Source organism: Salinibacter sp. 10B (assembly GCF_002954405.1).
Taxonomy (GTDB): domain Bacteria; phylum Bacteroidota; class Rhodothermia; order Rhodothermales; family Salinibacteraceae; genus Salinibacter.
On the sequence record NZ_MQWC01000004.1, the window covers coordinates 2,472,623 to 2,495,920 of the forward strand.

The 23,298-nt window shown below is 63.6% G+C and carries 19 protein-coding genes; 11 read left to right on the top strand and 8 right to left on the bottom strand.

The features are described from left to right. Positions 1 to 83 precede the first annotated feature (83 nt). From BSZ35_RS10215 to BSZ35_RS10255, 9 genes are all read left to right on the top strand, one after another. Positions 84 to 962 (top strand): DUF58 domain-containing protein, encoded by an 879-nt coding sequence (locus BSZ35_RS10215; RefSeq protein WP_105012335.1) that lies wholly within the window; start codon positions 84 to 86, stop codon positions 960 to 962. A 133-nt stretch (positions 963 to 1,095) separates the two neighbouring features. After that, on the top strand, positions 1,096 to 2,163 hold the full coding sequence (locus BSZ35_RS10220; protein WP_105012336.1) for a hypothetical protein: 1,068 nt from the start codon (positions 1,096 to 1,098) through the stop codon (positions 2,161 to 2,163). Positions 2,164 to 2,297: 134 nt separating this feature from the next. Continuing rightward, a complete protein-coding gene (locus BSZ35_RS10225; RefSeq protein ID WP_105012337.1) occupies positions 2,298 to 3,056 on the top strand; it encodes an NAD-dependent deacylase in 759 nt (252 codons plus the stop codon). 283 nt (positions 3,057 to 3,339) lie between these two features. Then, entirely contained in the window at positions 3,340 to 4,317 is a 978-nt protein-coding gene (locus tag BSZ35_RS10230) for a VWA domain-containing protein (protein ID WP_105012338.1), read from the top strand. A gap of 92 nt (positions 4,318 to 4,409) precedes the next feature. Continuing rightward, entirely contained in the window at positions 4,410 to 5,435 is a 1,026-nt protein-coding gene (locus BSZ35_RS10235) for a VWA domain-containing protein (RefSeq protein WP_105012339.1), read from the top strand. A 511-nt stretch (positions 5,436 to 5,946) separates the two neighbouring features. Continuing rightward, positions 5,947 to 6,588 (top strand): tetratricopeptide repeat protein, encoded by a 642-nt coding sequence (locus tag BSZ35_RS10240; protein WP_105012340.1) that lies wholly within the window; start codon positions 5,947 to 5,949, stop codon positions 6,586 to 6,588. Further along, entirely contained in the window at positions 6,588 to 7,187 is a 600-nt protein-coding gene (locus tag BSZ35_RS10245) for a hypothetical protein (protein WP_105012341.1), read from the top strand. The genes BSZ35_RS10240 and BSZ35_RS10245 overlap by 1 nt, the downstream gene beginning before the upstream one ends. Before the next feature lie 194 nt (positions 7,188 to 7,381). Beyond that, positions 7,382 to 9,232, top strand: a complete 1,851-nt coding sequence (locus BSZ35_RS10250) for a BatD family protein (protein ID WP_181149281.1) — start codon at positions 7,382 to 7,384, stop codon at positions 9,230 to 9,232. A gap of 393 nt (positions 9,233 to 9,625) precedes the next feature. Beyond that, on the top strand, positions 9,626 to 10,213 hold the full coding sequence (locus BSZ35_RS10255) for an AP2 domain-containing protein (protein ID WP_105012343.1): 588 nt from the start codon (positions 9,626 to 9,628) through the stop codon (positions 10,211 to 10,213). 79 nt (positions 10,214 to 10,292) lie between these two features. On the opposite strand, the gene BSZ35_RS10260 is transcribed toward BSZ35_RS10255, so the two are convergent. After that, the gene (locus tag BSZ35_RS10260) at positions 10,293 to 11,351 is read right to left on the bottom strand and encodes a serine hydrolase (RefSeq protein ID WP_105012344.1); all 1,059 of its coding nucleotides are present in this window, start codon (positions 11,349 to 11,351) and stop codon (positions 10,293 to 10,295) included. Positions 11,352 to 11,458: 107 nt separating this feature from the next. Here BSZ35_RS10260 and BSZ35_RS19540 point away from each other — a divergent pair, with 107 nt between their 5' ends. After that, positions 11,459 to 11,596, top strand: coding sequence for a hypothetical protein (locus tag BSZ35_RS19540; RefSeq protein ID WP_181149282.1), 138 nt, complete (start codon positions 11,459 to 11,461; stop codon positions 11,594 to 11,596). 132 nt (positions 11,597 to 11,728) lie between these two features. Here BSZ35_RS19540 and typA read toward each other — a convergent pair whose 3' ends face one another. Next, entirely contained in the window at positions 11,729 to 13,561 is a 1,833-nt protein-coding gene (gene typA, locus BSZ35_RS10265; protein ID WP_105012345.1) for a translational GTPase TypA, read from the bottom strand. Positions 13,562 to 13,846: 285 nt separating this feature from the next. Here typA and BSZ35_RS10270 point away from each other — a divergent pair, with 285 nt between their 5' ends. Next, on the top strand, positions 13,847 to 15,553 hold the full coding sequence (locus BSZ35_RS10270) for a potassium channel protein (RefSeq protein WP_105012346.1): 1,707 nt from the start codon (positions 13,847 to 13,849) through the stop codon (positions 15,551 to 15,553). A gap of 181 nt (positions 15,554 to 15,734) precedes the next feature. Here the strand turns inward: BSZ35_RS10270 and BSZ35_RS10275 are convergent, their stop codons facing one another. From BSZ35_RS10275 to BSZ35_RS10300, 6 genes are all read right to left on the bottom strand, one after another. Beyond that, the gene (locus BSZ35_RS10275; protein WP_219846624.1) at positions 15,735 to 16,628 is read right to left on the bottom strand and encodes a DUF5777 family beta-barrel protein; all 894 of its coding nucleotides are present in this window, start codon (positions 16,626 to 16,628) and stop codon (positions 15,735 to 15,737) included. Between the two features lie 121 nt (positions 16,629 to 16,749). After that, a complete protein-coding gene (locus tag BSZ35_RS10280) occupies positions 16,750 to 17,775 on the bottom strand; it encodes a YceI family protein (RefSeq protein WP_258096187.1) in 1,026 nt (341 codons plus the stop codon). Between the two features lie 145 nt (positions 17,776 to 17,920). After that, entirely contained in the window at positions 17,921 to 18,505 is a 585-nt protein-coding gene (locus BSZ35_RS10285; RefSeq protein ID WP_105012349.1) for a hypothetical protein, read from the bottom strand. Positions 18,506 to 18,670: 165 nt separating this feature from the next. After that, positions 18,671 to 21,424 carry a carboxypeptidase regulatory-like domain-containing protein gene (locus BSZ35_RS10290; protein WP_105012350.1) on the bottom strand — a complete coding sequence of 918 codons (2,754 nt, stop codon included), beginning with the start codon at positions 21,422 to 21,424 and terminating at the stop codon, positions 18,671 to 18,673. After that, positions 21,421 to 22,458 carry a FecR family protein gene (locus BSZ35_RS10295; RefSeq protein ID WP_105012351.1) on the bottom strand — a complete coding sequence of 346 codons (1,038 nt, stop codon included), beginning with the start codon at positions 22,456 to 22,458 and terminating at the stop codon, positions 21,421 to 21,423. Before BSZ35_RS10295 ends, BSZ35_RS10290 begins: the two co-directional genes overlap by 4 nt. Beyond that, positions 22,455 to 23,021: an RNA polymerase sigma-70 factor gene (locus BSZ35_RS10300; RefSeq protein ID WP_105012352.1), complete on the bottom strand. Its 567-nt coding sequence runs from the start codon at positions 23,019 to 23,021 to the stop codon at positions 22,455 to 22,457. Before BSZ35_RS10300 ends, BSZ35_RS10295 begins: the two co-directional genes overlap by 4 nt. Between the last annotated feature and the right edge of the window lie 277 nt (positions 23,022 to 23,298).

A 23,298-nucleotide genomic window follows, 5' to 3' on the forward strand; every position in this document is an offset into this window, starting at 1 on the left:
CTCCGCCTCCCGAACCTCCCTCTCCCCGTATCGGTTTGTGCTCCTCCCGGAGTCATACGCCCCTCCCCAAGCGTCCCCCTCTCGTGATCCCCGACGAGCTCTTCGACAAGATTCGCCGCCTGGAGGTACGCACCCGCGGCGTGGTCGAAAATGTCTTCGGCGGTGAATACCATTCCGCATTCAAGGGACGGGGCATCGAGTTTGCCGAGGTACGCCCCTACCAGGTGGGCGACGACATCCGCAACATCGACTGGAACGTCTCTGCGCGGATGGACGAGACCTACGTGAAGGTCTACGAGGAGGAACGGGAGCAAACCGTCATGCTTTGCGTGGACGTGTCCGGCTCGGAAAACTTTGGATCACAGGAGAAGCAGAAGCGAGAGATTGCGGCCGAAATCTGCGCCGTCATGGCCTTCAGCGCAATCCAAAACAACGACCAGGTGGGCCTGCTGCTTTTTTCGGACGAGGTGGAAACATTCATACGTCCCCGGAAGGGACGACGACACGTTCTGCGCTGCATTCGCGAGCTCTACGCCGCCGAACCACAATCCACCGGCACCGACATCCAGGGCGCGCTCCGCCACGTGCTCCGCATCCTCCGGCGGCGGTCAATCCTTGTACTGGTAAGCGACTTTTTTGACGACGATTACGATTCGATGCTGCGCGCCGCGGCCCAGCGGCACGACACCGTGGGCGTGGAGCTTCAGGACCCCCGTGAAGAGGAACTGCCCCCCGTGGGGCTGGTTGACCTGACCGATGCCGAAACGGGCGAGACCGTAACGATCGACACCCACGACCCGGCGGCCCGCCACGCCTTTGCCGAACGAGCCCGTGCCCGACGCGAACATACGGCGTCGCTCCTGCAGCGCACCGGCGTGGGCCACGTGCCCGTCCGCACAGACGAGGATGCCCTAGACCCCCTCATTGCGTTCTTCCGCGAGCGGTCGCGGCGGGGACGATAACTTCGGGATTGCTCCTGACTGGGCGCTGGGAATTCGAGAGGACTGTCCGACGGAAGTCCCCGAAAGGGTGCGTGGGATGGGCAAGAGGCGTGTCAACGGCGGGGTGTTTGTCTTAGAATTAGCTGCAAGTGGCATGTGGTCGAGCAAGTACGGTTTTGCGGAGGAGACAATGACGCAGGTCCTCCGTCTCGTACCGTTGGGCCTCGCGCTTGTGCTCGTCCACACGGCCCTCCCCATCCAAGCACAACCGTCCCTCCAACTGCAAACCCGGGTGTCGACGGACAGTGTGGTCATCGGGGAGCGATTTACGGTGTCACTGGTCGCCACCCACGGAGAGGGCACAACGGTTGCCTTCCCAACGCCGGACGCCGGACCGGTCGTGTTTGGAAACGTAGACGTGCTCGACCGCAGTGGCATACACACCCGCCGCCTGGACAATAATCGAGTTGCGGATAGCGTAGCCTACACGGCGACCACCTTTTCGCTCGACTCGGTGCGTGTGCCCGCCGTGCCCATTCAGGTGGTGTCCGGGAGCGACACGAGCATAACGAGTGCTCCCGCCCGCCGTCTGACGGTGGTGTCGGTCGTGGGCCCCGACGCGAAGGGCCTCCACGGCGTGGCACCGCCCGCTCCGTTTCCGCGTCCGCTGTGGACCTGGCTGCTGCTCGGACTAGTCGTCCTCGGCCTCGTGGCCGGGCTGGCGTACCTCTGGTGGCGCCGGCGGCAGTCGTCCGAGACCGCCCCGGCCCAGCGGCCCCTGCAGGAGGATAAGACGCCCTACGAAGCGGCCACGACCTGGATTCGGCAGCTAGAGTCCTACGACCTCTCCGATCCGGCCGCCGTGAAACCATTCTACGTGGAGCTGTCCAACGCACTTCGGGTATACTTGGCCCGCGAGTTGGAAGTGGCCGCCCTGGAACGGACGACGCGAGAGGTGGTCGACGTACTTGAGGCCCGTCCGGACGTGCCGACGGAGGCAGGCGCTCGAATTCGTGCCGTCCTGGAGCTGGCCGACCTCGTAAAATTTGCGGATGCCCACCCCAACGCCTCCGACCACGAAAAGGCGCTCCGCGAGGCACGTGCTGCCCTCGACACCATCGAAGCAACCCGTCCTCAGCATTCTCCGTCCACGGAAAACGGATCCCCGTCGTCCGGTCCGGCCCCGCCGGAAGCGGTGGACGACGTCGCGTCTGCGGGATAGGTGCGGCCCCCGCGTACCGAGGGAACGAGAAGGAATAAAAAACAGCGCCGTACCTCACATATTACGCATCATGGGGCGCGAAAACGGGTCTGTTGTTTTGCTCTCACCTTCCACTTATCCCAGCCAACATTCGCATGTCCGCGTTTAGCAATACCCTCATCGACCGCCTCGCTGCGGCCGAGCACGTGGCCGTCCTCACCGGAGCCGGCATCAGTGCCGAAAGCGGGATTCCCACGTTTCGCGATCCGGACGGCCTCTGGGAGAAATTTGATCCGCAGGAACTGGCCAACGTGGAGGCCTTTCTCGACAATCCAGAGCTCGTACAGGGATGGTACCAGCACCGGCGCCAGTTGGTCGAAGAGGCCGAGCCGAACGCCGGTCACCGCGCCCTCGCCGATCTGGAAGCACACGTCGAGGAAATCAGCATCATCACCCAAAACGTGGACGACCTCCACAACCGGGCGGGCAGCCGCACCGTGATTGAGCTCCACGGCAACATCACGCACAACTACTGCATGGACTGCGAGCGCCCCGCGGAGGCCGAGACGGTGGACGCCGCCATCCAAAACGGCACGCCCGCCCGCTGCCCCGAATGCGACGGCCTCATCCGACCGGATGTCGTGTGGTTTGGCGAAATGTTGCCCCCAAACGCCATTGAGCAGGCCGACGCGGCCACGACCCAGGCCGACGTCTTTCTAAGCGTGGGAACAAGCGCGGTCGTCTATCCGGCGGCGCAGTTTCCGATGGAGGCGCGGGCCAACGGAGCGTACGTGGCCGAAATCAACCCGGACACGACGGGCATCACCGACGAGATCAATGAATCCATCCGCGGCCCGGCCGGCGATATTCTGCCCGCCCTGCGCGACGCCGTCGCCGAACGCAAGGGGCAGTAGCGGAGTTTGGGGGATTCAAGGCCAAACTCCGTCGCACTCGATTGCCAGCATGAAAGCGGGACACCTGAACGCGTGATCGAGGGGAGCTGCCCCTCTTCGTTTCACTCACCCTGACGCACGAAAAAAGCCCGGCGTTTTCCTGATGATGTACGCTGCGGCATCCACTGGCACCGCCATTGAGTGTGAGTACAACCGATCGTCCCCCTCACACATCCACATACGCTCCCGCCGGTAAAAGCAGCACCCGGCGGCCTTATTCTCCTCGCTCGACCCTACGCTTCCCGTGACCTTCGCCAATCCCCACGCCCTGTGGCTTCTACTTTTGGTCCCCCTGGTGGGCCTATGGACGTGGTGGCGCCGCCGAACGGAAAGAGGCCTCCGCTATAGCGATACAGAACTGACCGCCGGTATACCGGCGTCGTGGCGCATACGGTTGCAGGGCCTTCCGGCCGTCCTCCGAATGGGAGCCCTCGCGCTTGGCGTGGTCGCCCTGGCCCGGCCCCAGGTGCACGACGTGATTCGCACCACCACCGCGGAGGGCATCGACATCATGCTCGCTCTCGACACCTCCTCATCGATGCGGGCCGAGGACTTTCAACCCAACCGCTTCGAGGCCGCACGCGACGTGGCGGGCTCGTTCGTCGAGGGACGAACCTCCGACCGCGTGGGACTCATCGTCTTCGCGGCCGAGGCATACACGCAGGTCCCCCTTACCCTCGACTATTCCTTCCTCCAGCGCATGCTGGAACGGGTAAGCATCGGGGTGGTGGAGGACGGAACGGCCGTGGGCACGGCCCTCGCGACGGCCGTCAACCGCCTCCGCGAAACGGAGGCCGAGAGCAAGGTGGTGGTCCTCCTCACGGATGGCCGCAACAACCGGGGAGAAATTGATCCAGCGACCGCGGCCGAGATTGCAAGCACCATCGGCGTGCGCGTGTACGCAATCGGCGTGGGTGCGGCGGAGTCATCTGGCGCCGTGCCGCGCGGCCACCGGGAGCAGCAGCAACCGGGCGATGGGGGAGTAGACGAAGAGATGCTGCGCACCGTGGCCTCCACCACGAATGGGCGCTACTTTTCCGCCTCCAGCAAGGAGGCACTGAAGCGCATCTACGCCGAGATTGACGAGCTAGAGACCGCAGAGATCGACGAGCGGGTCTACACCGATCGGGAGGAATGGTTTGCCTGGGCGCTCGGCCCCGCCCTCGCCCTCGTGCTGCTAGAGATTAGCCTCTCGACGACGGCCTTCCGCCGCTTCCCCTAAACATTGGCGAGTTGCGATTTTCGAATTGCGAATTGAGGAGGCTCTTCCCGCTATTGATTCGTGATTCGACAGTCGAAACTTGAACATCGAAAATGGACCTCTTGTATCCGCACTTTGCGTGGGCCCTGCTGGCCGTGCCCGGCGTGGCGTATTTGTTCTGGCGTGCCGCGCGGGCCCAGACGACGGCCCTCCACCGGTTTGGCAATGCCGCTCTCGTGCGGCAGCTGGCTCCGTCTGCTCCTCGATGGCGCCGTTGGCTGAAGGCCACGCTCGTGGTGCTGGCCGTGGCCGGCCTTGCGCTCAGCCTGATGGGGCCACGCTTTGGCACGCAGTTGCGAACCGTGGAGCGCCGGGGGGTAGACCTCGTGGTGGCCCTCGATGTGTCGACGTCGATGCAAGCCCAGGATGTGGCGCCGAGCCGCCTCAAGCGTGCCAAGGAAGAAATCCGCGATCTCGTCGGGCAGCTGCGCGGCGATCGCGTCGGGCTGGTCCTCTTTGCAGGCTCCGGCTTCGTTCAATGCCCCCTTACCACCGACTACAACGCTCTCCGGCTCTTTCTCGATGTCGCCGGCCCCGACCAACTTCCGGTGCCCGGCACCAACTTCGAAGCCGCCTACGACGCCGCAACCGATGCCTTCGCCGCCCCTCGTCCGTCGTCGGACTCCACCCGCCCCGACCCGCAGCGCGCTCAGGTACTTCTCGTCCTGTCGGATGGCGAAAATCACGTCGGCAACCTTGAGTCTCTTAAGGAGCGTGCCCAGGCGGACGACATCACCCTCTTTGCCGCTGGCCTCGGGACCGACGACGGCGCCCGTATTCCAGTATACAAGAACGGACGACAGGTGGACGTAAAACGGGATGAGAACGGCAATATCGTCCGCTCTCGGCTCGACGAGGCGGCGCTCACGACCCTTTCTGAGAATGGCGCCTATTTCCGAATTGGGAGCACGTCCAGTGCCCTTTCGGACCTGCCTACCGCCCTGCGCCAACTGCAAACGTCAACCGTGACGGAAGAGCAATTTGCGGACTATGCGCAAATGTACCAGTGGCCCCTTGCCGTGGCTCTGCTCCTCCTTCTCGTAGAGGCGTTCATTCCGATCCGGTCACGACGGGGGTGAGGTGCCGACGAATACGAACGGATGCACGGCGTGGCCTGTATATCCTGATCTGCTTGTGATTCTCCCCATCAAGCCCGGAGTCGATACTCGCGCGATCGGCCCGGCCAGAAGAGGTGCGGCTACAACAGGCATTGTCCCCTGGCAATGAACCAAAGGGGGATTTTGCGCTCTACCAGGCGCCGCTGGGGAGAAGATTCCCACTCTGAACTCCATGTCCCTGGTACGAGCCCTGTGAACCTCGGGGAGCATGATTGCGACCGTTGATCCCGAGTGCTCCGTCATCGATGCAGTATCAGGGGGGGGGGCGATGCGAACCTCCCTTTTCCCAAAAATGAGCGCGGGATGGAAGGGAGCGGATGCTGCTGACTGCTTTATCCCCGAAGCGGATGAACTGGAATCGAACACCGGAGGTAATCGTTAGAAAACCAGTGGTCAGTCAAGCTGAGGATGCTGGTGCTGAATCGATCCGCAACGAGACCCACGGTCCTATTTTGCTGAGTCGCCTGTCCCTATGACCGCCCGTTTTGCCCTCCTTTTTCTCCTGTTTGGCCTGTTTGGCGATGCCGGGGCCGAGCATGGTCGTGCCGGCAATGCGCTGTACGAACAGGAACAGTACGCCGAAGCGGCCGCAGCGTACCGCGAGGGGCTCGCCGCAATCGACGATACGACAGGCAGCGTTTACGCAACCCTGCAGAACAACCTCGGGGCAGCACTGCACCGACAGAAGCAATATGCCGCTGCCCGCTCAGCTTTCCAGCGGGCTGTGCAGGCGGCTCCGACCGAGGAGGCGCGCGTCCGGGCCTTCTTCAATGCCGGAACTGCTGCTGCAGGCACGGGACGCCTGCAGACGGCCCTCGACGACTATCGGCAAGCCCTTCTGCTCGACCCCACCCACAAGCAGGCTCGGTACAACTACGAGTATATCAAGCGACAACGAGCCAACCAACAGTCCGGACAACGATCGCCCGACGTGGAACCGTCTGCGTACGCCCGTCGCTTGAAGAAGAAAGCAGAAGCAATGGTTGGTCGCGAGCAGTACGCGGACGCCGCTGAGCTCATGAGCGAGGGCTTGCAGAAAGACTCCACCGTAGCCGCGTACCGCGACTTCATTGGACGCCTTGACGACATCGCCCAAATTGCCCAGTCTCCATAATGCGTGTGTGCTGGATTGGACTTGTCGTAGGAGGACTACTTGCGGGGGGCCCCTCCCTCGTTGCAGCCCAGTCGTCTGCCGACGCCTACTTTCACGAGGCGGCCCAGTCGTACGTGGCTGGAGATCGTGCAGCCGCCCGGCGGGCGGTAGAGCAGGGCCTGGCGATGGCCCCCTCGGACCCGCGCCTACAGGCCCTCCTCCAAAAGTTGCGACAGAGCGGACGCTCGCAAAGCCGCCAGGACAGTTCGTCGGCCAACGGGTCCAACCGCTCCCAGCGAAATGAAGAGGCATCCTCTAACGGGTCTTCCGAACGTAGTGAAAACCCGTCTCAGTCCGAGCAGAGCCCGACCCAACAGCCCGGCCCGCGTTCGGATTCCCAATCGGCCGCTGGCGGGACACAATCGTCGTCCCAGACGTCTTCCGACGGACAGCAGCAGAGCGGATCTCAGCGCCGACCGGGCGAGGGACAGCCCGTGGACACTCTTAGTCGGGCCCAAGCGGAACGGCTCTTGCAGGCCCTGGAGGGGCAGGAGCGCCAGCTGTTGCGACGCATCCAGGTCCGCTCCCCCACGCCCCGACGAGTGGAGAAGGACTGGTAGCCTGGCGTGTGGTGCCTTCGCACACCGCTAGGTTAGCCAATCGCCCACATTGAAACATTCCTTCGTACTTCAAGAGGACACGCCGGGGAACCATGGTTCTTTCCCGTCCGTCGGTCTGCTTCGAACCCCAATCCCCGGCGCGGGCAGCCCCGCCAGCTTCAACTGAACGTCCTCGCCCGACCTACGGCACGATTATGCACTCACTCCGCCTTCTTGCCCTCCTGACCGGGATGGGTCTCCTGCTCGTGGGGGGCGTCCGTGCCCAATCGGGAGATGAGGTCGAAGTGACCGCCTCGGCCCAGCCGTCGGAGGTGGGCACAGCCGGTACGGTTGTCTTCAAAATACAAGTGAAGGGAGCGCCCCTTTCGGCCATCGAGACCTCGTCTCCCCCGTCCACGACGAACCTCGTCCTCCAAAATCCGACGCCCCAGACAGATCCAGAACTTTCGTTCGACAGTGGACGCCTCACCCGCCACGTCGCGATCAAATGGACGTATGAGCCGCTGCAGGTGGGCATCGGGCGCATCCGACCAACGACCATCCGAATTCGCGGCACCAAATACACCACCGACGAGATCCGCGTCCGCATCGTGCCGCAGTCGCAGCGCCCCTCGCGTGCTCCTTCCGCTTCTGCCCCCCCTGCGGCCTCTTCCCAGCGCCCCTCCTCGCAATCTAATGCCCTCGGGCCGCGGGCACTTTTCATTCGGGCCACGGCGTCCGCCGACACGGCCTACCAGAACGAGCAGGTCACCGCCGAGTATCGTCTTTTCTTTCGTCCCGGAGTACGCCTGCGCCAAAGCCGAATGGCAGACGCCTGGGACGCCCCGGGCTTCTGGCGAGAAGAGTTGGACGTTGCCTCTCGTCCCACCCCCCGTACAACGGATCTATACGACCAGACCTACAAGGCCATTACGCTGAAGCGCGTGGCCCTCTTTCCGACCCAAAGTGGCTCCCTAACCATTGACCCGCTCCGCATCGAGACAGAAGCGCGCCCCCGCCCACAAATGGGGCGACGCGAAACGGTGCCCCGAAGCCGCTACGAACCCGTGACGCTTTCGTCGGAAGAACTTACGGTTCATGTGGAGTCGCTGCCCCCGGATTCGCCCCCGTCGTTTGATGGTGCCGTCGGGCGCTTTTCCCTAGACACCCAGATCAGCAACGACAGCGTAGAGGTGGGCGAGGCCGTTGACCTGACGGTTCGTCTCCAGGGATCCGGCAACCTCGCTACGATCGCGCCTCCACTCGTCGAGCCTCCTTCAGACTTTGAGACATATGAGCCGTCCGTCCAGACGGAGTTGGACCGGAGCGGCGGCGAAGTGCAAGGGACGAAAACATTCAGCTATACGCTCGTCCCCCGTTCGAACGGGGGATACACCTTACCGCCCGTGACCTTCACGTATTTTGACCCCGAGGCCGAGCAGTATAGAACGCTTCAGTCCGCCCCCATCACCCTCCACGCCACAGGCGACGTGCCGCCTCAGGCCGTGGGCCGAACGGGAGAAGGGCTCCCAATCGGAGACATTGCCGGCCCCATTGAGAACGCGCAATGGGTACGTGCTCACCAGGCCCCTCTCTACGCGCAACCGTGGGCCTATGCGGCCGTCTTCGTCCCCATTCTACTCGCCGCGGGCGGCGCTGTCTATCGACGGTACACCGCTGGCCCCACTGCCCCCAACGCTCCGCCCCCCGACGCACTAGACACTGCTCAGCGCCATCTCCAAGACGCCCACACCCATCTCAGAGGGGGTGACGCCGATGCCTTCTACGGCACCGTGGAGCACGCCGTCCTGTCGGTACTGGACGCGCACCTTGACCTTCCCCAGCCGCCCGCCGGCTTAACGCAGCAAGCGCTCGACCAGCACCTCGTCCACCACGACGTGCCCCCCTCCGATCGAAAGGCCGTCCAGGAGCTTCTCGATACGTGCAATGAGGCGCAGTTCTCCCCGACTGATCCCTCTTACGACGCCATGGAGGCGACTCTCGACCACGCCCAGCGCCTTCTCCTTCGCCTCGACGACTCCCTCCCAACTGTGAAGAGCCGTTGAGACTCTCACATGAGAATCAGGCGGTTGCATTCACCTTTCGTGGTTCTCATATTGCAGCAGCGTAACGTTCTCGTCGGACCGAACCGTCTTGACTGCGATGATGTCGCTGCGGCGGCGTCCGTCGATTGGGGCGCAGGCCCTGGGCACACTGCCCTGCGGTCGAACCGGATCTACACTGTCGTCCCTCGAGGAAGATCACGGAACATATTCCCTTCACCTGTCGCCGTTTTGTCATCGTCGCTGGCCCTCGTTTCGTCTTGAGAGCCATCCCCACCCAATTGTCATCCGATCCTCGTAGCGTTCGCGCTCGTCTCGGTCCGTGCTGATCCCGTCTACGTCTGTGGCCGGGATCGACCCACCACTCGCATCGACACCGTTTGACTATCCAACACCATGAGCGACAAGCCGAAGAACGTTTTTCGCATCGACATCGAGCCGACCGAGGAGAATCCCGATCGGCATCCCACGCACGGCTGGCAGGTGCGCATCAAGCGCCAGAAAGAACAGCACACAAAGTATTTCTCCGACAAGCGCTTCGGCGGCCGAGAAGGGGCGCTGGAGAAGGCGGTCGAGTACCGCGATGACTTGCTGGAGGAGCTGCCGGATCCGATGGATCCGGTCAAACGATCGGCAGAGGCGCGCTCAAAGACGGGCGTCATCGGCCTCAACTTCTGCTGGAAGGACGACGGCAGCGGTACCCCAAAACCCTACGTCCAACTCAGCTGGCTAGAGGACGACGATACGCGTCGCAGCGCGGCCTTTTCGGTGCGGAAGTGGAATCTGCGCCGCGCCGTCTGGAAGGCCTGCGTCCGCCTGCACAAGGCCCGCGCCGAGCAAGACGGGGAGGCCGAGGAGGTGAACGACATGTTTCAGACGGCCTTCCCCAACATTCGGGAGCAGTACGAAAAGGGCCCGGACGGCAACGGCCTGCCGGACGAGGAAGCGGAGGTAACTGAACCGGAGGAGATGGCGGAGGCGTAGCGCCAACGGGCGATGGGCGCGTGTAAAAACGGGCGACGGAGCGGTTCCCCCCGCCGTTTACAGGTGAGCGCCGTCGACGTTACTGGGGCGTTCCCTCGAGAAGACGCGCCAGAAAGGCCACGTCACTCCACGTTCGGTTTGCTCGCCCGAGCCGGACGACAACCATCTGCCGCGAGGGAATGACGTAGAGCCGCTGATTGTATCGTCCGGCGGCCATGAACAGCTCCGCGGGTGCGCCGTCGTAGATCAGGTGATCCTGTCCGCGAGGCAGAAGAATACGCTCGGGCACGTGCGGCCAAAACGACAGCGAGTCTGCTGTGCTGAGGTCGACGTTCAGCCACACGCCCAGTCCGAATGCGGGGCTCGCGGGCGTCGGTTCGGTCAGCCGATCCACGTTTTCAATGACCTGCTCTCCGTGCCATCGGCCGTCGTTGAGAAGGAGTCGACCAATCCGCCCCAGCTCCCTCGGCGTAAGGTGAGCGCCATCGAATAGGCGAGGGGGTAATGCCGTCCTTCTGCTCGACGCTCTCTCGGTTTCCGTCACGGCCCTCCACCGTCCACCGGGAATGCCGAGGGGCTGAAAAAGCCGGTCTTTCATCTGCTTGATGCGCTCCGAGCGCTCCATCACCGCCCCGAGAACCTGAACGGCCGTGGGACCAAATCGAAACGACTCTCCAGGAGCATGAACCAGCGGTGCTTCGAGGGCCTCGTCGAACATTGGCACGTCTCCGTGCCCAACGCCCGTTGCCTTTAGCCCACTCGTAAAGTGGAGGAGTTCGGACCACGTAATGGTGGCCTTTTCTTGAGTCGTGCTCCACGCCGGGAGGTCGGCCGAAACCGGCCTGTTCAAATCAAACTCTTCGTCGCTGTTCGCCAGCAGAGTTAACACAGGGAAGAGCATGCTGATCTCGGTTAGGATGTGCTGCTGCCCCCGGGAATCGCCGTTCGGATAGTCTTCGCGAACGAGCGTGCCGTCGATCCAAACTAGCAACGCATCCCCGTCCTTTTCTGCCGAGTACGCCGTGGCCCGATCCAAACGCTCCTGCTGACTCACAACCTGGCCGCCGCTACATCCCGCACTGAAAATAGTAAGGACGAGAAACAGAGCCGAAAAGGAAAGTCCCAGATGTGCTCGCATGACCGAGGCAAGGTCTCATAATACTATCTTGGTAGTATTAAAGCGACAATTGCTACCAAAATCAAGATTTCAATGCAGGCACAAATGGGCACCACCTCCGATCAGAGGTGGAAAACGACGCCGAGGGTGCCGCCGAAGACGCACAGAAAACACTCGACTTCTACCGCGAGCACAACGTGGACTCCCGGTGGTCGCGCAAAGCCGAAGAGATTCTAGAAAAGACCCAGACGCCCGACGCGTCCTGAATCGAACGCCCTACGCTCCACGCCCCTGCGTGCTCTCTCCCATTCTCCCACGCTCCCATTCGCCCTTCCCCTCACGGTCCCGGCACGACGGAGGAAACTGGCACGGTGCCTCCGTCGCCCCCGAACGACAGCTTACGAGTGGCTGCCCGCCTTCTGCTTTTTCGCCTTCACGCGCTTCTCCGGATCGCGGTGGCGCTTGCGCAGACGATAGGCCTCCGGCGTGATCTCCACGAGCTCATCCTCCCGAATGAACTCCAGGCACTCCTCCAGCGACATGTCGCGCGGGGTCGGCACGTGCTCCAGCTCGTCTCCGGCGGCAGCGCGCATGTTGGTGAGCTTCTTCTCCCGCGTCACGTTGAGGTCGAGGTCTTGGGGCTTGTTGTTCTCGCCCACGATCATGCCCTTGTACACCCGGTCGCCGGGCGCGACGAAGAACTCGCCGCGGTCCTGGAGGTTGAGCAGCGCGTAGGCCGTCGTTTCGCCCTGACGATCGGCCACGAGGGCACCGGTCGTGCGGTGCGGAATCTCGCCGGCCCACGGCCGAAATTCCTCAAAGCGGTGCGTGAGGAGGCCCGTCCCCTTCGTGTCGGCCAAAAACTTGGACCGGTACCCGATGAGGCCCCGGCTCGGCACGTCAAACTTGAGGCGGACGCGCCCGCTGTCGTTTTTCTGCATGTGCTGCATCTGTCCCTTCCGCTCGCCGAGGCGCTCCATCACTACGCCCATGTGCTCCTCCGGAATGTCGATCTCGGCAATCTCGTAGGGCTCGTGCGTCTCGCCGTCGACCTCCTTGGTGATGACCTGCGGCATGCCGACGCAGAACTCGTAGCCCTCGCGCCGCATCTGCTCGATGAGGATGGCCATCTGCAGCTCGCCGCGGCCGTAGACATTGAGCGCGTTGGCGGTGTCGGTCTCCTCCACACGGATGGCGAGGTTGTTGCGCGCCTCGTCGAAGAGGCGGTCGCGCAGCTGGCGGGAGGTAACGAACTCGCCCTCCTGCCCGCTGAACGGCCCGTCGTTGATGCGGAACTCCATCGACATCGTCGGCTCGTCGATGTCAATCGGCTCCAGGGGCTCCGGATGTTCGGGGTGGGAGAGACTTTCGCCCAGGCCGATGCCTTCGACGCCCGCGATGGCGACAATCTCGCCCGGCCCGGCCTCCTCCGTTTCCACGCGCTGCAAGTCCTGGTAGGTAAACAGCTCGCTGATTTTGGCCTGCTCGGTGGTGCCATCGCGATGGCAGAGCGTCACCTTCTGTCGGTTCTTGAGGGTGCCCTGCTCCACGCGCCCCACGGCGATGGGGCCGAGGTAGTCGTCGCGCTGCACGCTGGTCACAAGCGTCTGGAGCGTGCCGTCGGGGTCGCCGGACGGCGCCGGAATCTCGTCGAGAATCGTGTCGAGGAGGGGCCGGAGGTTCGACCATTCCTCTTCGGCGAGATCGCGCTTGCACTGCCCCTCGGTGGCCACGGTGTAGAGCACCGGGAAGTCGATCTGGTCCATGTCGGCCCCGAGATCGATAAAGAGGTCGTAGATGGCATCGAGCGACTCCTCGGGGCGCGCATCGTCGCGGTCGATTTTGTTGAGGACCACGATGGCCGGGAGGCCCAGGTTGAGCGCCTTCTGCACCACGAAGCGCGTCTGCGGGAGCGGCCCCTCGGCCGCATCGACCAGCAGCATGATGCCGTCCACCATCCGGAGCGTGCGCTCTACCTCGCCCCCAAAGTCGGCGTGGCCGGGCGTATCGACAATGTTGATCTTTTTGCCCTCGTAGCGGATGGCCGTGTTGTTGGCCATGATGGTGATGCCCTTTTCCCGCTCCAGGTCCATCGTGTCCATCATCCGCTCCTGCACCGTCTCGTTGTCGCGGAAGATGCCGCTCTGCCACAGCATCGCGTCCACGAGCGTGGTTTTGCCGTGGTCCACGTGGGCCACAATGGCGATGTCGCGAAGGTCGGACTGCTTCATACTACGAGTAGGCTTTGGAAATGGACTGTGGGACCGAGGCGTGGCGCCTGCATTTCAATATCAACGGTCGGGGAGGGGGAAGTTTCCGGCGAGCGACAGGGTGCCGGGGGAAGAATGGAGGAATCGAGACCGGATCGGCCGGAAAGAGCGCCGACAAAAGGCCGAACAACATGCAGAATTTCTCTCTCGACGGCGATGGGAATCCGCTGCGCAACGAGAATTGGAACCAGACCGGCGCGATCATGAACACGAACGTGTCGCCCTGTCTGCAAGTCCCGCCGCATCATGAAGACAATCAGCACCCAGCTCTCCTACTTTTTGGAGGACCGCGCCGTCCAGCGCAATCTGTGGTTGCTGGTGCGCTACGTGCTCCTCCTGATCGCGGTCATCTTCGTGTTCACGGTGGGTTTTCACTTCATCATGCTGTACGTGGAGGGGGAGCAGCACTCGTGGATCACTGGACTGTACTGGACCCTCACGGTGATGAGCACGCTCGGCTTCGGGGACATCACGTTTCAGTCCGACATTGGCCGGCTCTTCAGCGTCGTCGTACTGATGACGGGGATCGTGATGCTGCTGATTGTGCTGCCGTTCGCGTTCATTCGCTTCTTCTACGCCCCGTGGCTGGAGGCCCAGATTCGCAATCGTGCCCCTCGTGCCCTCCCGGCCGACACTCGTGACCACGTCATTCTTTGCCACCATGATCCCATTGCCAAGGGGGTGATCGACCGGCTGGAGCGGGACGACATTCCGTACGTGGTGCTGGAGCCCGATCCGCGAGCGGCCGGGGACCTGCTCTACGACGGCGTGACGGTGATGGCAGGAAATACCGACAGCCGCGACACCTACGACGCCGCGCGTGCATCCCAGGCGCGATTCGTTCTCGCCAACCAAGGCGACGTCGACAACACCAACGTCACGCTCACGGTACGCGAGGCAGCCCCCGACGTGCCCATCGCTGCCATCGTCAACGACGACGATTCACAGGACATCTTGGAGCTGAGCGGGGCTACGCACACTCTCCCCATCAAGCGGTGGCTGGGCGAGCAGCTGGCCAGTCGTATTAATGCCCAGCACGCCGAACTCCATCCCATCGGCCAGTACCGTGACCTCCGGTTTGCCGAGCTGCCCGTTCATAACACCCCGCTGCAAGGAAAATCCATCCGTGAGGCTGGGCTGCGGGACAAGTTTGGGGTGACCGTGGGCGGAGTGTGGGAGCGCGGCACCTTCCGTGCGGCACAGCCGGACTACACACTGGGCCCGTCGAGCGTGCCGGTCGTAGTGGGCACGACCGACCAGCTCCAGCGACTGAACGAGCGGATCTCGCCGTACGACGTGAATCCGAATCCTGTGCTCGTGATCGGTGGTGGAACCGTGGGTCGGGCGGCCGTTCGCACGCTGAGCCAACGGGACGTGCCGGTGCACCTCGTGGAGCGCAATCCGGAGCGATGCCAGGCCCTGCGCCCGCACTGCGAGGCCGTCTTCCAGGGGGATGCGTCCGAATACACGCTGCTGCGCAAGGCGGGAATCGACGATGCCCCATCGGTTCTCCTCACGACCAACGACGACGCCGTCAACATCTACCTCGCCTCGTACTGCCGCCGCCTCAATCCCGAACTCCGTGTGGTAAGTCGCATCACGCACGAGCGCAACCTGGAGGCCATCCACCGCGCCGGAGCCGACTTCGTGCTCAGCTACGCCACCCTGGGGGTCGAGGCCGTCTACTCAGCCCTCAAGGGCAAGCGGCTCGTGGTGCTGGGCGAGGGCGTCGATCTTCTTACGCGCGACGTCCCCTCTTCGCTTCGGGGACGCACGCTGGCGGAGAGCGAGATCGGCGCACGCACCGGCCTCAACGTCGTCGCTATCGAACACAACGGCACCTTCACGACGGACCTAACGGCCGATTCGACGCTCCCCCCGAACGGACGCCTCATCATGATCGGCACTGATGCCCAGGCGTCAACGTTTGTCGAACAGTTCGAGCAAGAGTAAGGAAGAAAGCACTTGACATCGCGGGGCGACCTCCGGTCAGGCGCTCCACACTTTCATAACCGAAGCCTGCCACAGGACTCGGTATAGCGCTATATCCCCAGCCTCTGCCTCATGCTGGGCCGCCCCCCTGCTTGTGAAAAGAGGGGCAGATTCAAAATCCACGGTATCGCGTCCGTCCAACTCAGAACTTCGAAAAGTCGAGGATGCGGAAGATGTTGAAACCGAGCCGGAATTGCCCTTCGTAGATGTTGCCGGGGGCCAAGTCCCCCCCCGACAGGTATTGATCCGTGGACAGGCCAGCGTTGTTGCTGGCCACAACCTGAAAGACGTGCCCTTCGGTCGTGACCTCGATCCCAGCACTCCAGGTGGCGTAGCGCGTGGCGCCGGTGACGGTGCGATCAGAACGCGAAAGGATGGGAATCCACTCGGCCACGAGGGCCACCTTTTCCTGAAGTTTCAACCGCGCTCCGAGCCCGAGAGTAACGAGGGGAGCCTCCCCGCTCACGTGCTCGTCTGGGTTCAGGGTTAGCCCCGGCACGACGGCCAGCCCAAGCCGCTCGCCGACCGTGCGGGTCAGGGTGACCTGGACGGTCTCCTTAAACGCATTGCCCCGCCACTGAGACTCGTTTGGACGATCCTCAGTGAGCCAGTTGGCAGCCCCTTGGACGGAGAGCCCCAGAGGACTGGCGCCCGCCTCCTCCATCAGCCGGTACCGCATCTCCAGCTCGACGTTATCATCGGAATTCGAGCGCGCCAGGGCCACGAGCCACTCGTCAGTGAGGGCGTATCCTAAGCTAAGATAGATGACAGCCGGCCCGTCGAGGCCGTAGAATGCCGAATACCCTTCGCTCACGGCTGGGTTGAACCGGTGGCTGATCAGGAAGAGCCAGTTTCCGCCCTTCAAGGTCCGGTCCGTGGGCACGTTGATCACCTTCCAGCCGCTGAACGGCATCGGATCCTCGTACAGCCGAGTGGTATCACTCTCTGTGCTCGCAACGCCCGAAGAGTCCGGCGGCGTTCCTCCCGTAGCACGGGTGGGGACTTTTTGCGCCCCCGGCGCGGGCTGTGCCGCCACTCCCACAGGAAGTCCACTTGCGAGGAAAAGTCCCGCCGTGATAACGATCGACGGTATGCGAAACAGAGCGCAAATTCGTGTCCGCACGGTCAAACAAAAGTCTAGAAGCATGATCGGGGGGTCAGTTGCTCTCGTGGGTGGAGACCGGACGCGACGAGTGAGAGGACACCTCCTGCAGAATGCGCCGCAAGTCGCGCCGGGCCGTCCAGTCGGCCGAAAAGCGCGCCGTCCCCACGGTGGCCGTCACGGTAAGCGCCTCCGCAAGGGTTTCGAATGCCGGGCGCGTCACGTACATCCGCAAAATTTCGACGATCGTTTCGTCGTCGAGCCGCCGTTGCGAACTTTCCACTCGATACGGTTCCACCGAGTGCCGATCCGCCGTGAGTGTGACGGTCCGTGCGTCCGCAAGCCCAATCGGCTGGTCGGCAAATCCGTAGAGGGCAACCATCCACGTCCACTCTCCTCCTGGCGACCGCCGGGCCTCGGCATATACGCTTGCACTATTGCCTGCATACTCAAGGGGGATCACGCTCCGAAGATCGGTGCTTGCAATGCTCTGCGTTCCAGTCCTCTCGCTGCGGTCCGCCTCGATGCGTCCGGTCCCCCCCTCAACCGACGCGATCGCCCCCGACACTCGAGCATCGATCCGAACGGTGTCGCCGATGGGCGCCATCCAGAGAAGCTCCGGACGCTCGACGTCGAACCGGGTTAAAGACACTGGAAAACGCGCCCGGGCGTGAACGCTGTCGTCAGTCGTTCGGACGCTCACCTCGGCTTCCACCGGGTGCGTCTGCCCGTGGAAGGTAAGATCACCCGTCGTCCGCCACCGGCCGGCGTGGCCCCCGGCGGTACGGCCCCACTGGACCGGCTGAACCTCAGTCGTGCGAAACTCCACAACCGGGTACGTCTCGGCCTCGGTGACCTCACGCATCCGGCGGTCGCGCCGGTTGGGTCCGCTCTCGAAGCTGGCAACGGGAACCCGAACGACGACGCGGCTACTGTCGGGCGTGTCGAGGTCGAGCACCATCGTTCCGGACACGTCGCGGCTCGTTCCGGTCCAGTCGTGCAGCGTGGCCGAGCCGGTGTAGTCAATCACGCTGGCCGTGGAATCAACGGTGGCGGCTACGCGCTGGGCACAGGCCTCCATCGGTTCTAAAAGGCTCAGTCCACACGCGAGCAGAAGAAATGAGATACTGGCAACGAACGGGCTCGCTCTTAACATGAGAACAGAAGACCATTGGAGAGCAGTACGAGAGGACCACCGGTGCCGACGAGGTGCGTGTCGTCCGCCCTCAATATCCTCCGCCTCCGCCGGACGAGCCTCCACCGGAGGAATCCTCAATCCCCATCTCGCCACCCATGTAGACGTGATTGCCGCACTGATAGAAGAGCTGATCGGGGGCATCGGAGGGGACGGAAAAGGTGACAGTCCCCGTCGTGGCCTGCGCGTTCTCGACCCCGTCGTTGTACTCGTCGCCTCCCCCGCCCTCTGCCGAAGTCCCGACGTAGAAGGGATGAGGCAGGTCGTTCGGCCCACTGTCGACGCTCGATTCGAGCTCGAACGCGTACGTCTTCCCGCGCTCAAGCGTGATTACTGCTCCCACTTCCCCGTCAATCGCGTAGGCCACCCCAACGTTGTTCTGTTCACTATAGGGATAGCTGCTGTCAATTTCCTGAACGGTCACCGTGTAGGTCTGCGCGACCTCTTCTCCATTGCCTCCCCCGTTTCCGGTTCCGTTCTCGCCGTTTTCTGAGCCCGTTCCGCCACTGTCGCAGGCCGCCAGTCCTCCAACCACAGCCACTGCGAGAACGAGGTTGAGAAGGCATCGAACTGTGGCTCGAATCAATCGGAACGAGGCGATTCGGTGTAGTCGCATGGTACTAGAGCGTGCATTGATGTGTAGACGGAAACGACGAGCCGCCGGCAACCAGCCCATCGTGCATCCGTCCAGCACGCGACATCCCGCAGATGACTACCCCAAAACATGAAGACTTCGCGAACAGAAAAAATTTTGGAGCGAGCGCGTCTCACCTACCCACTGTCAATAGCGCACTGTAAGGCCGCCCACCGCGCGACGACCCGGAAGCCGCCGCGTCGTGCGGGTCATGCCGTCGTCCGTGGGCCGGACGCCCCAATCGAAAGGATTCGCACGGTCGAAGACATTGATGACATCGAGCCGAGCCTCCAGGACCAAATCGCTCCACTGCAGGGTGTAGCGGAGGCCGAGATCGAGGCGCATACGGGGAGCCAAGACATGAGTAGAAGGCGCATTCAGCGACCGTCCGAGAACGGCCTCGATGTCCGACTGCCCACCGAGATAGTCGTAGTAGGTTTGCCGAAAGCCCCAGCTACGTCCCCATCCCCGCTCGCCTCGCACCATGAGCCGAAGAGCCTCGGTCGCCTCCATCTCGGTCGACAACGAGAGGCGGTGCGGCTGATTCCAGGGCACCGGCACCCGTTCCCCTCCAAAGCGCCCAGGAAACCGGCGATGGGACCGGCTCCAATCATACCGGAGCGTGGTCTGCAGAAGCGGCCCGTCTCGGGTGAGGGCGAGTCCGCCCCCGAGGGCGTATCCGTCTGTCGCAGCGATGGCGTCGGACGGGGCGACAGAAGTGCCAGGGTCTCCCTCCAGCGCAGTGTAGTCGAGTGACAGGAGGTGGGCATAGTGCTTGTAGTACGCTTCACCGGCGATCCGCCACCGGTCGTGGGGCCGAACGCGCCCGTTAAGGGCAGCGTGGTAGGCCCTCGGCGGGGCATGGCCCGCCCCCACTGGCAGCCAGAAGCGCATGGACGGCAGGATGGCCGTGGGACTCGTGCTGCTGGCGTCGAACCGGTTTACGAACTGCCGGTAGAGGCCGACTGCTCCCCGCACAGCATAGGGACCAAGGCCGGGCGCTCCCCCCTCATGATGCAGTTGCGCGCGCGGCTCGGCGTAGAGGGTCTGCCGGATTGGGAGATACGTGAGGCGTGTGCCGGCCGTGAGGGTTGTGTTCACGCTCAGCGACACCGCATCCCGAACATAGCCGCCGATCTGCCAGCGCGTATCCTCGAAGGCCGTGGGCTGGAGAAACCGTCCCCCCAGCCGGAACTGGCTCGTGAGGCGCGAGATCTCCACACCCCCCTTCAGATGATGGCGTGAGGTGACGGCGTACTGGCCCGTCGTTTCGAGGCTCAATTCCCGAATGCGGTTCCGGTCGTCGGGCCACAGGGACGGATCGAGGCTCTGCTGGAGCGAGTCGATGACGCCGTCGATGCTGTCGCCCGGGTCCGGATTTCCGTACGTCATCTGGTAGCCCCGATGCACTCGGTGCTCACTCGCCCGAAGCTGCACGGCGGCCGACGTACGGGCACCGAGCGTCCAGTCCACCCGCGCCTGCCCGGCGGTGTTGGCCCAGTCGTACCGGTCTTGCGTGAGCATGCCGGTGGGATCTTGCGCCACGAACTGGGTATGGAGGTGGTTGCGCCCCCGGTAGCCGGACACGGAAAGGGAACGAAAAGGGCCGAGATCGACGCGGGCGGCGGCGTGCAGGTCGGAAAAGCCTACGTCGGCCGTCTGCGCAACGGGCGAGAAGGCCGGCAGATCGGTGCCATCGCCGAAGTAGGACGATAGCAGCATCGGATCGACCACGTTCCACTCGCGCAGGAGGCGGTCGAGGGTCGGGTCCTGGTACACGTCCCACACGCTCGACCGCGCCGCTACACGCAGGTGGGCGCTGCGTCCTTCTCGAAGGTCGATCGAGCCATGCCCTTCCGCGTTCACGCTCATCGGATCGAGCGTGACTTCGCCATAGGTCGGGGTGCTCGTACTCAACGCGTGCTCGGCCGACACGATGCCCGAGATGGTGCTCCCGTGTTCGACCCCAAAGCCCGCCTTTCGGACCGTCAGCCGATCGAGGGCCAGTGGGCTGAATGCCCCCAAGAGACGGCGGAGCGTGACGGGGTTGCGGATGGGCATGCCGTCGAGACGCACCTCGTGCTCACCAGCCCCGCCTCCCTGTACGTGCAGATCAGCCCGTGGAAACTGCCGGTACACGCCCATCCGGGTCCCGGCCCGGCCCAGCACGTCGGGCGTCCCCATACGTCCGGTCTTTTTGAGCTCGCCGGCCCCGAGAGACGGGGCGCCGAGGCCGTCCTCCGGCCCATGCCGCTCTGCGCCATCCACCACGATGGGCTTGGACGCGAGGGCCGTGGGCTCCAGCGTAATGCGACGCTCCACACGGTCGCCGGGAAGCACACGGACACTATCGACCGCCGGCTCGTAGCCAAGGTGCGTGGCCACGACGCGATGGACGCCCGAGGTAAGTCCCGGCACCTGGAAGCGCCCGGCCTCGTTGCTCGCGGCGCCCGTGTTGGCAGTAGCGAGAATAACGTGAGCGTGGGAAAGCGGCTCGCCGGTGCGCGCGTCTACGACGATGCCGGTGAGGTCGCCGCGAAGCGACGGCTGCCGTGGGGAGTCCGTGAGTACGTAGGTGCCCCCTGAGGTCTCATAAAAGTCGAGCGCCACGTCCGCCAGGAGGCAGCGCAGCAGATCTTCTGGCGTCGCGTCACGGGCCGTGCAGTACACCTGCCGTCCCTGCACCAGCTCTGAGTCGTACACCAGGTTGATGCGAGTCGTCTCCGCCACGCGGCCGAGGGCCGTCTCCAGCGCCACGTCCCGAAACATCATGGTGTAGCGGGGCGCCTCCGGAGCCTGCTGGGCGTGAAGCGGGGGGAGTGCTCCGCCGCCGAGTCCCAGTACGAGGCCCAAGAGAATGCCCCCAACCTGCAGGGCTGGAAATCGAACAGATCGGGTCATGGAAGCCGAGACGCTTGCGTGTCACCAGCGCGCGAGAGCACGAAGCCGTTGGCCGTGGACCGATACGTCAGATTGCGAGCCATGCAAATGTCGTGGAGAATCTGTTCGAGGTCGGCATTCTGCGCGTAGTAAAGCGTGAGCGGTGCCGTGCGCATGGACTCTGAAATCGACGCATCCAGCTGAATAGTCTGCCCAAAGCGTCGTTCAAGGGCCTCGGCAAGATCGGGCAGAGGGGCGCCCGTCACGGCAAACCCCCCGCGCCGCCACACCGTCACCCGGTCGATGCTGGTGTCGCGCACTGCCGTCAGCGGACCGGTTCGTCCCACAGTCACGGCCTGTCCGGGTTGCACGGATGTCGTTCGGGCGTTGGCGGTCCGTCCCGTGACGCGGAGCTGCCCCTCGGCGAGGGCCACGAGCGTCCCTTCTTCTTCATCGACCCGACTGTTCACCGAGAAAGACGTACCCACGACCTCAATTTGGGCCGTCGGCGTTTGCACCACGAACGGGCGGACGCCGTCCTCGACCTCAAAGAAGGCCTCACCGCGGAGGCGGACGAGGCGCCGCTCGGACTGTAGCAGAGAGACGGTTGAAAACGTCCGGTCGTACGCGAGGCGCGAGTCGGCATTGAGCTCCACTGTCGAGCCGTCCGGAAGCGTGTGCGTGACCGTAGCGCCGGGGGCCGTCCGCACGGAAAGGGGCCGCATCCACCACCAGCCGGCGACTGCAAGCACCAACAGGACGGCCACGGCACTGCCCCACCGCCATCGACGCTGCTGCGCCGAGGGGCGTGCCGAGCTTCGGTCGGCTGGGTTATGATCGTCCGCGCGACGCTCATTCTCTTCGCTGCTCCCCTCAATGTGCTCGCGCACCCCCGCCCAGGTGTCCTCCGCCTCCGGCAGGTCCTCATCCGACGGAACAGCGTCATCCAGAAGATCCCACACCTCCTCCAGATCCGACGACTGCTGACCGTCGGAACGGTGGCCCTCCAGGACCTCCCGGAGCTCAGGGGGAATGTTCGATTCGTCGCGGCTCATGACGAAAGGTGGTCTGCGTGATGGGAGCGAACCCAGCGGCGAAGCTTTTTCAGGGCCTCCACAATGTGATTGTTCACGGTGCGGGGCGAAATGTCCATCACCTCGGCGATGGCGTCGTGGCTCAGGCCCTCGAACCGGCTGAGGGTGAGCGCCTCCCGCTGCCGGTCGGGGAGTTCGTCGATCCGTAACCGGAGGTCGGCCGCCAGTCGATCGGCATCCATCTGCGCTCCGGCATCTGGCTGGACCGGCCCTGTGTCGCGCTTGATTTCGTCGTGCTTGGCCGCTCGATTTCGTCGATCGCGCTCCGCGTTGTAGGCCCGGTTCCGCACGAGACGGAAGAGCAGCGCCTCTAGCGACTCACTGGGGTCAAGGTTCTCCCGCATGTCCCAGAGCGTCGTGAACGCGTACTGCACAATGTCCTGCGCGACGGCCGTGCGCCCCGTAATCTGGAGAGCGTAGCGGGCCAGTGGATCGTGGAGGGCATTGAACACGGCCCGGAACGCCTCGCGGTCGGAGGCCTTGATGCGGCGGCACCACGTCGCAAATTGCTCGTCGGTTGGCATAAGGACATCGCAACGGCCGTGTCGAACGGGAACGGCTCCGTATCGAGGATCGTCTTCTCTATCCGTTTTCCGCGGGGGACCTCTCCAGCACGCAGACAGCGGGGAATGACCACCCAACAACACGAAGACTTCGTGAACACATAGACGAAAGGAAGGACAAAAATGGTCCCTGAGGCAAAAACGAGCGACGCCTCCTCCAGCACGGGGATGTGCTGAAGGAGTCGAAGAGATCTTTTTGCGATACTCGATCCTGTGTCGGTATCTTCACGGGCGAACG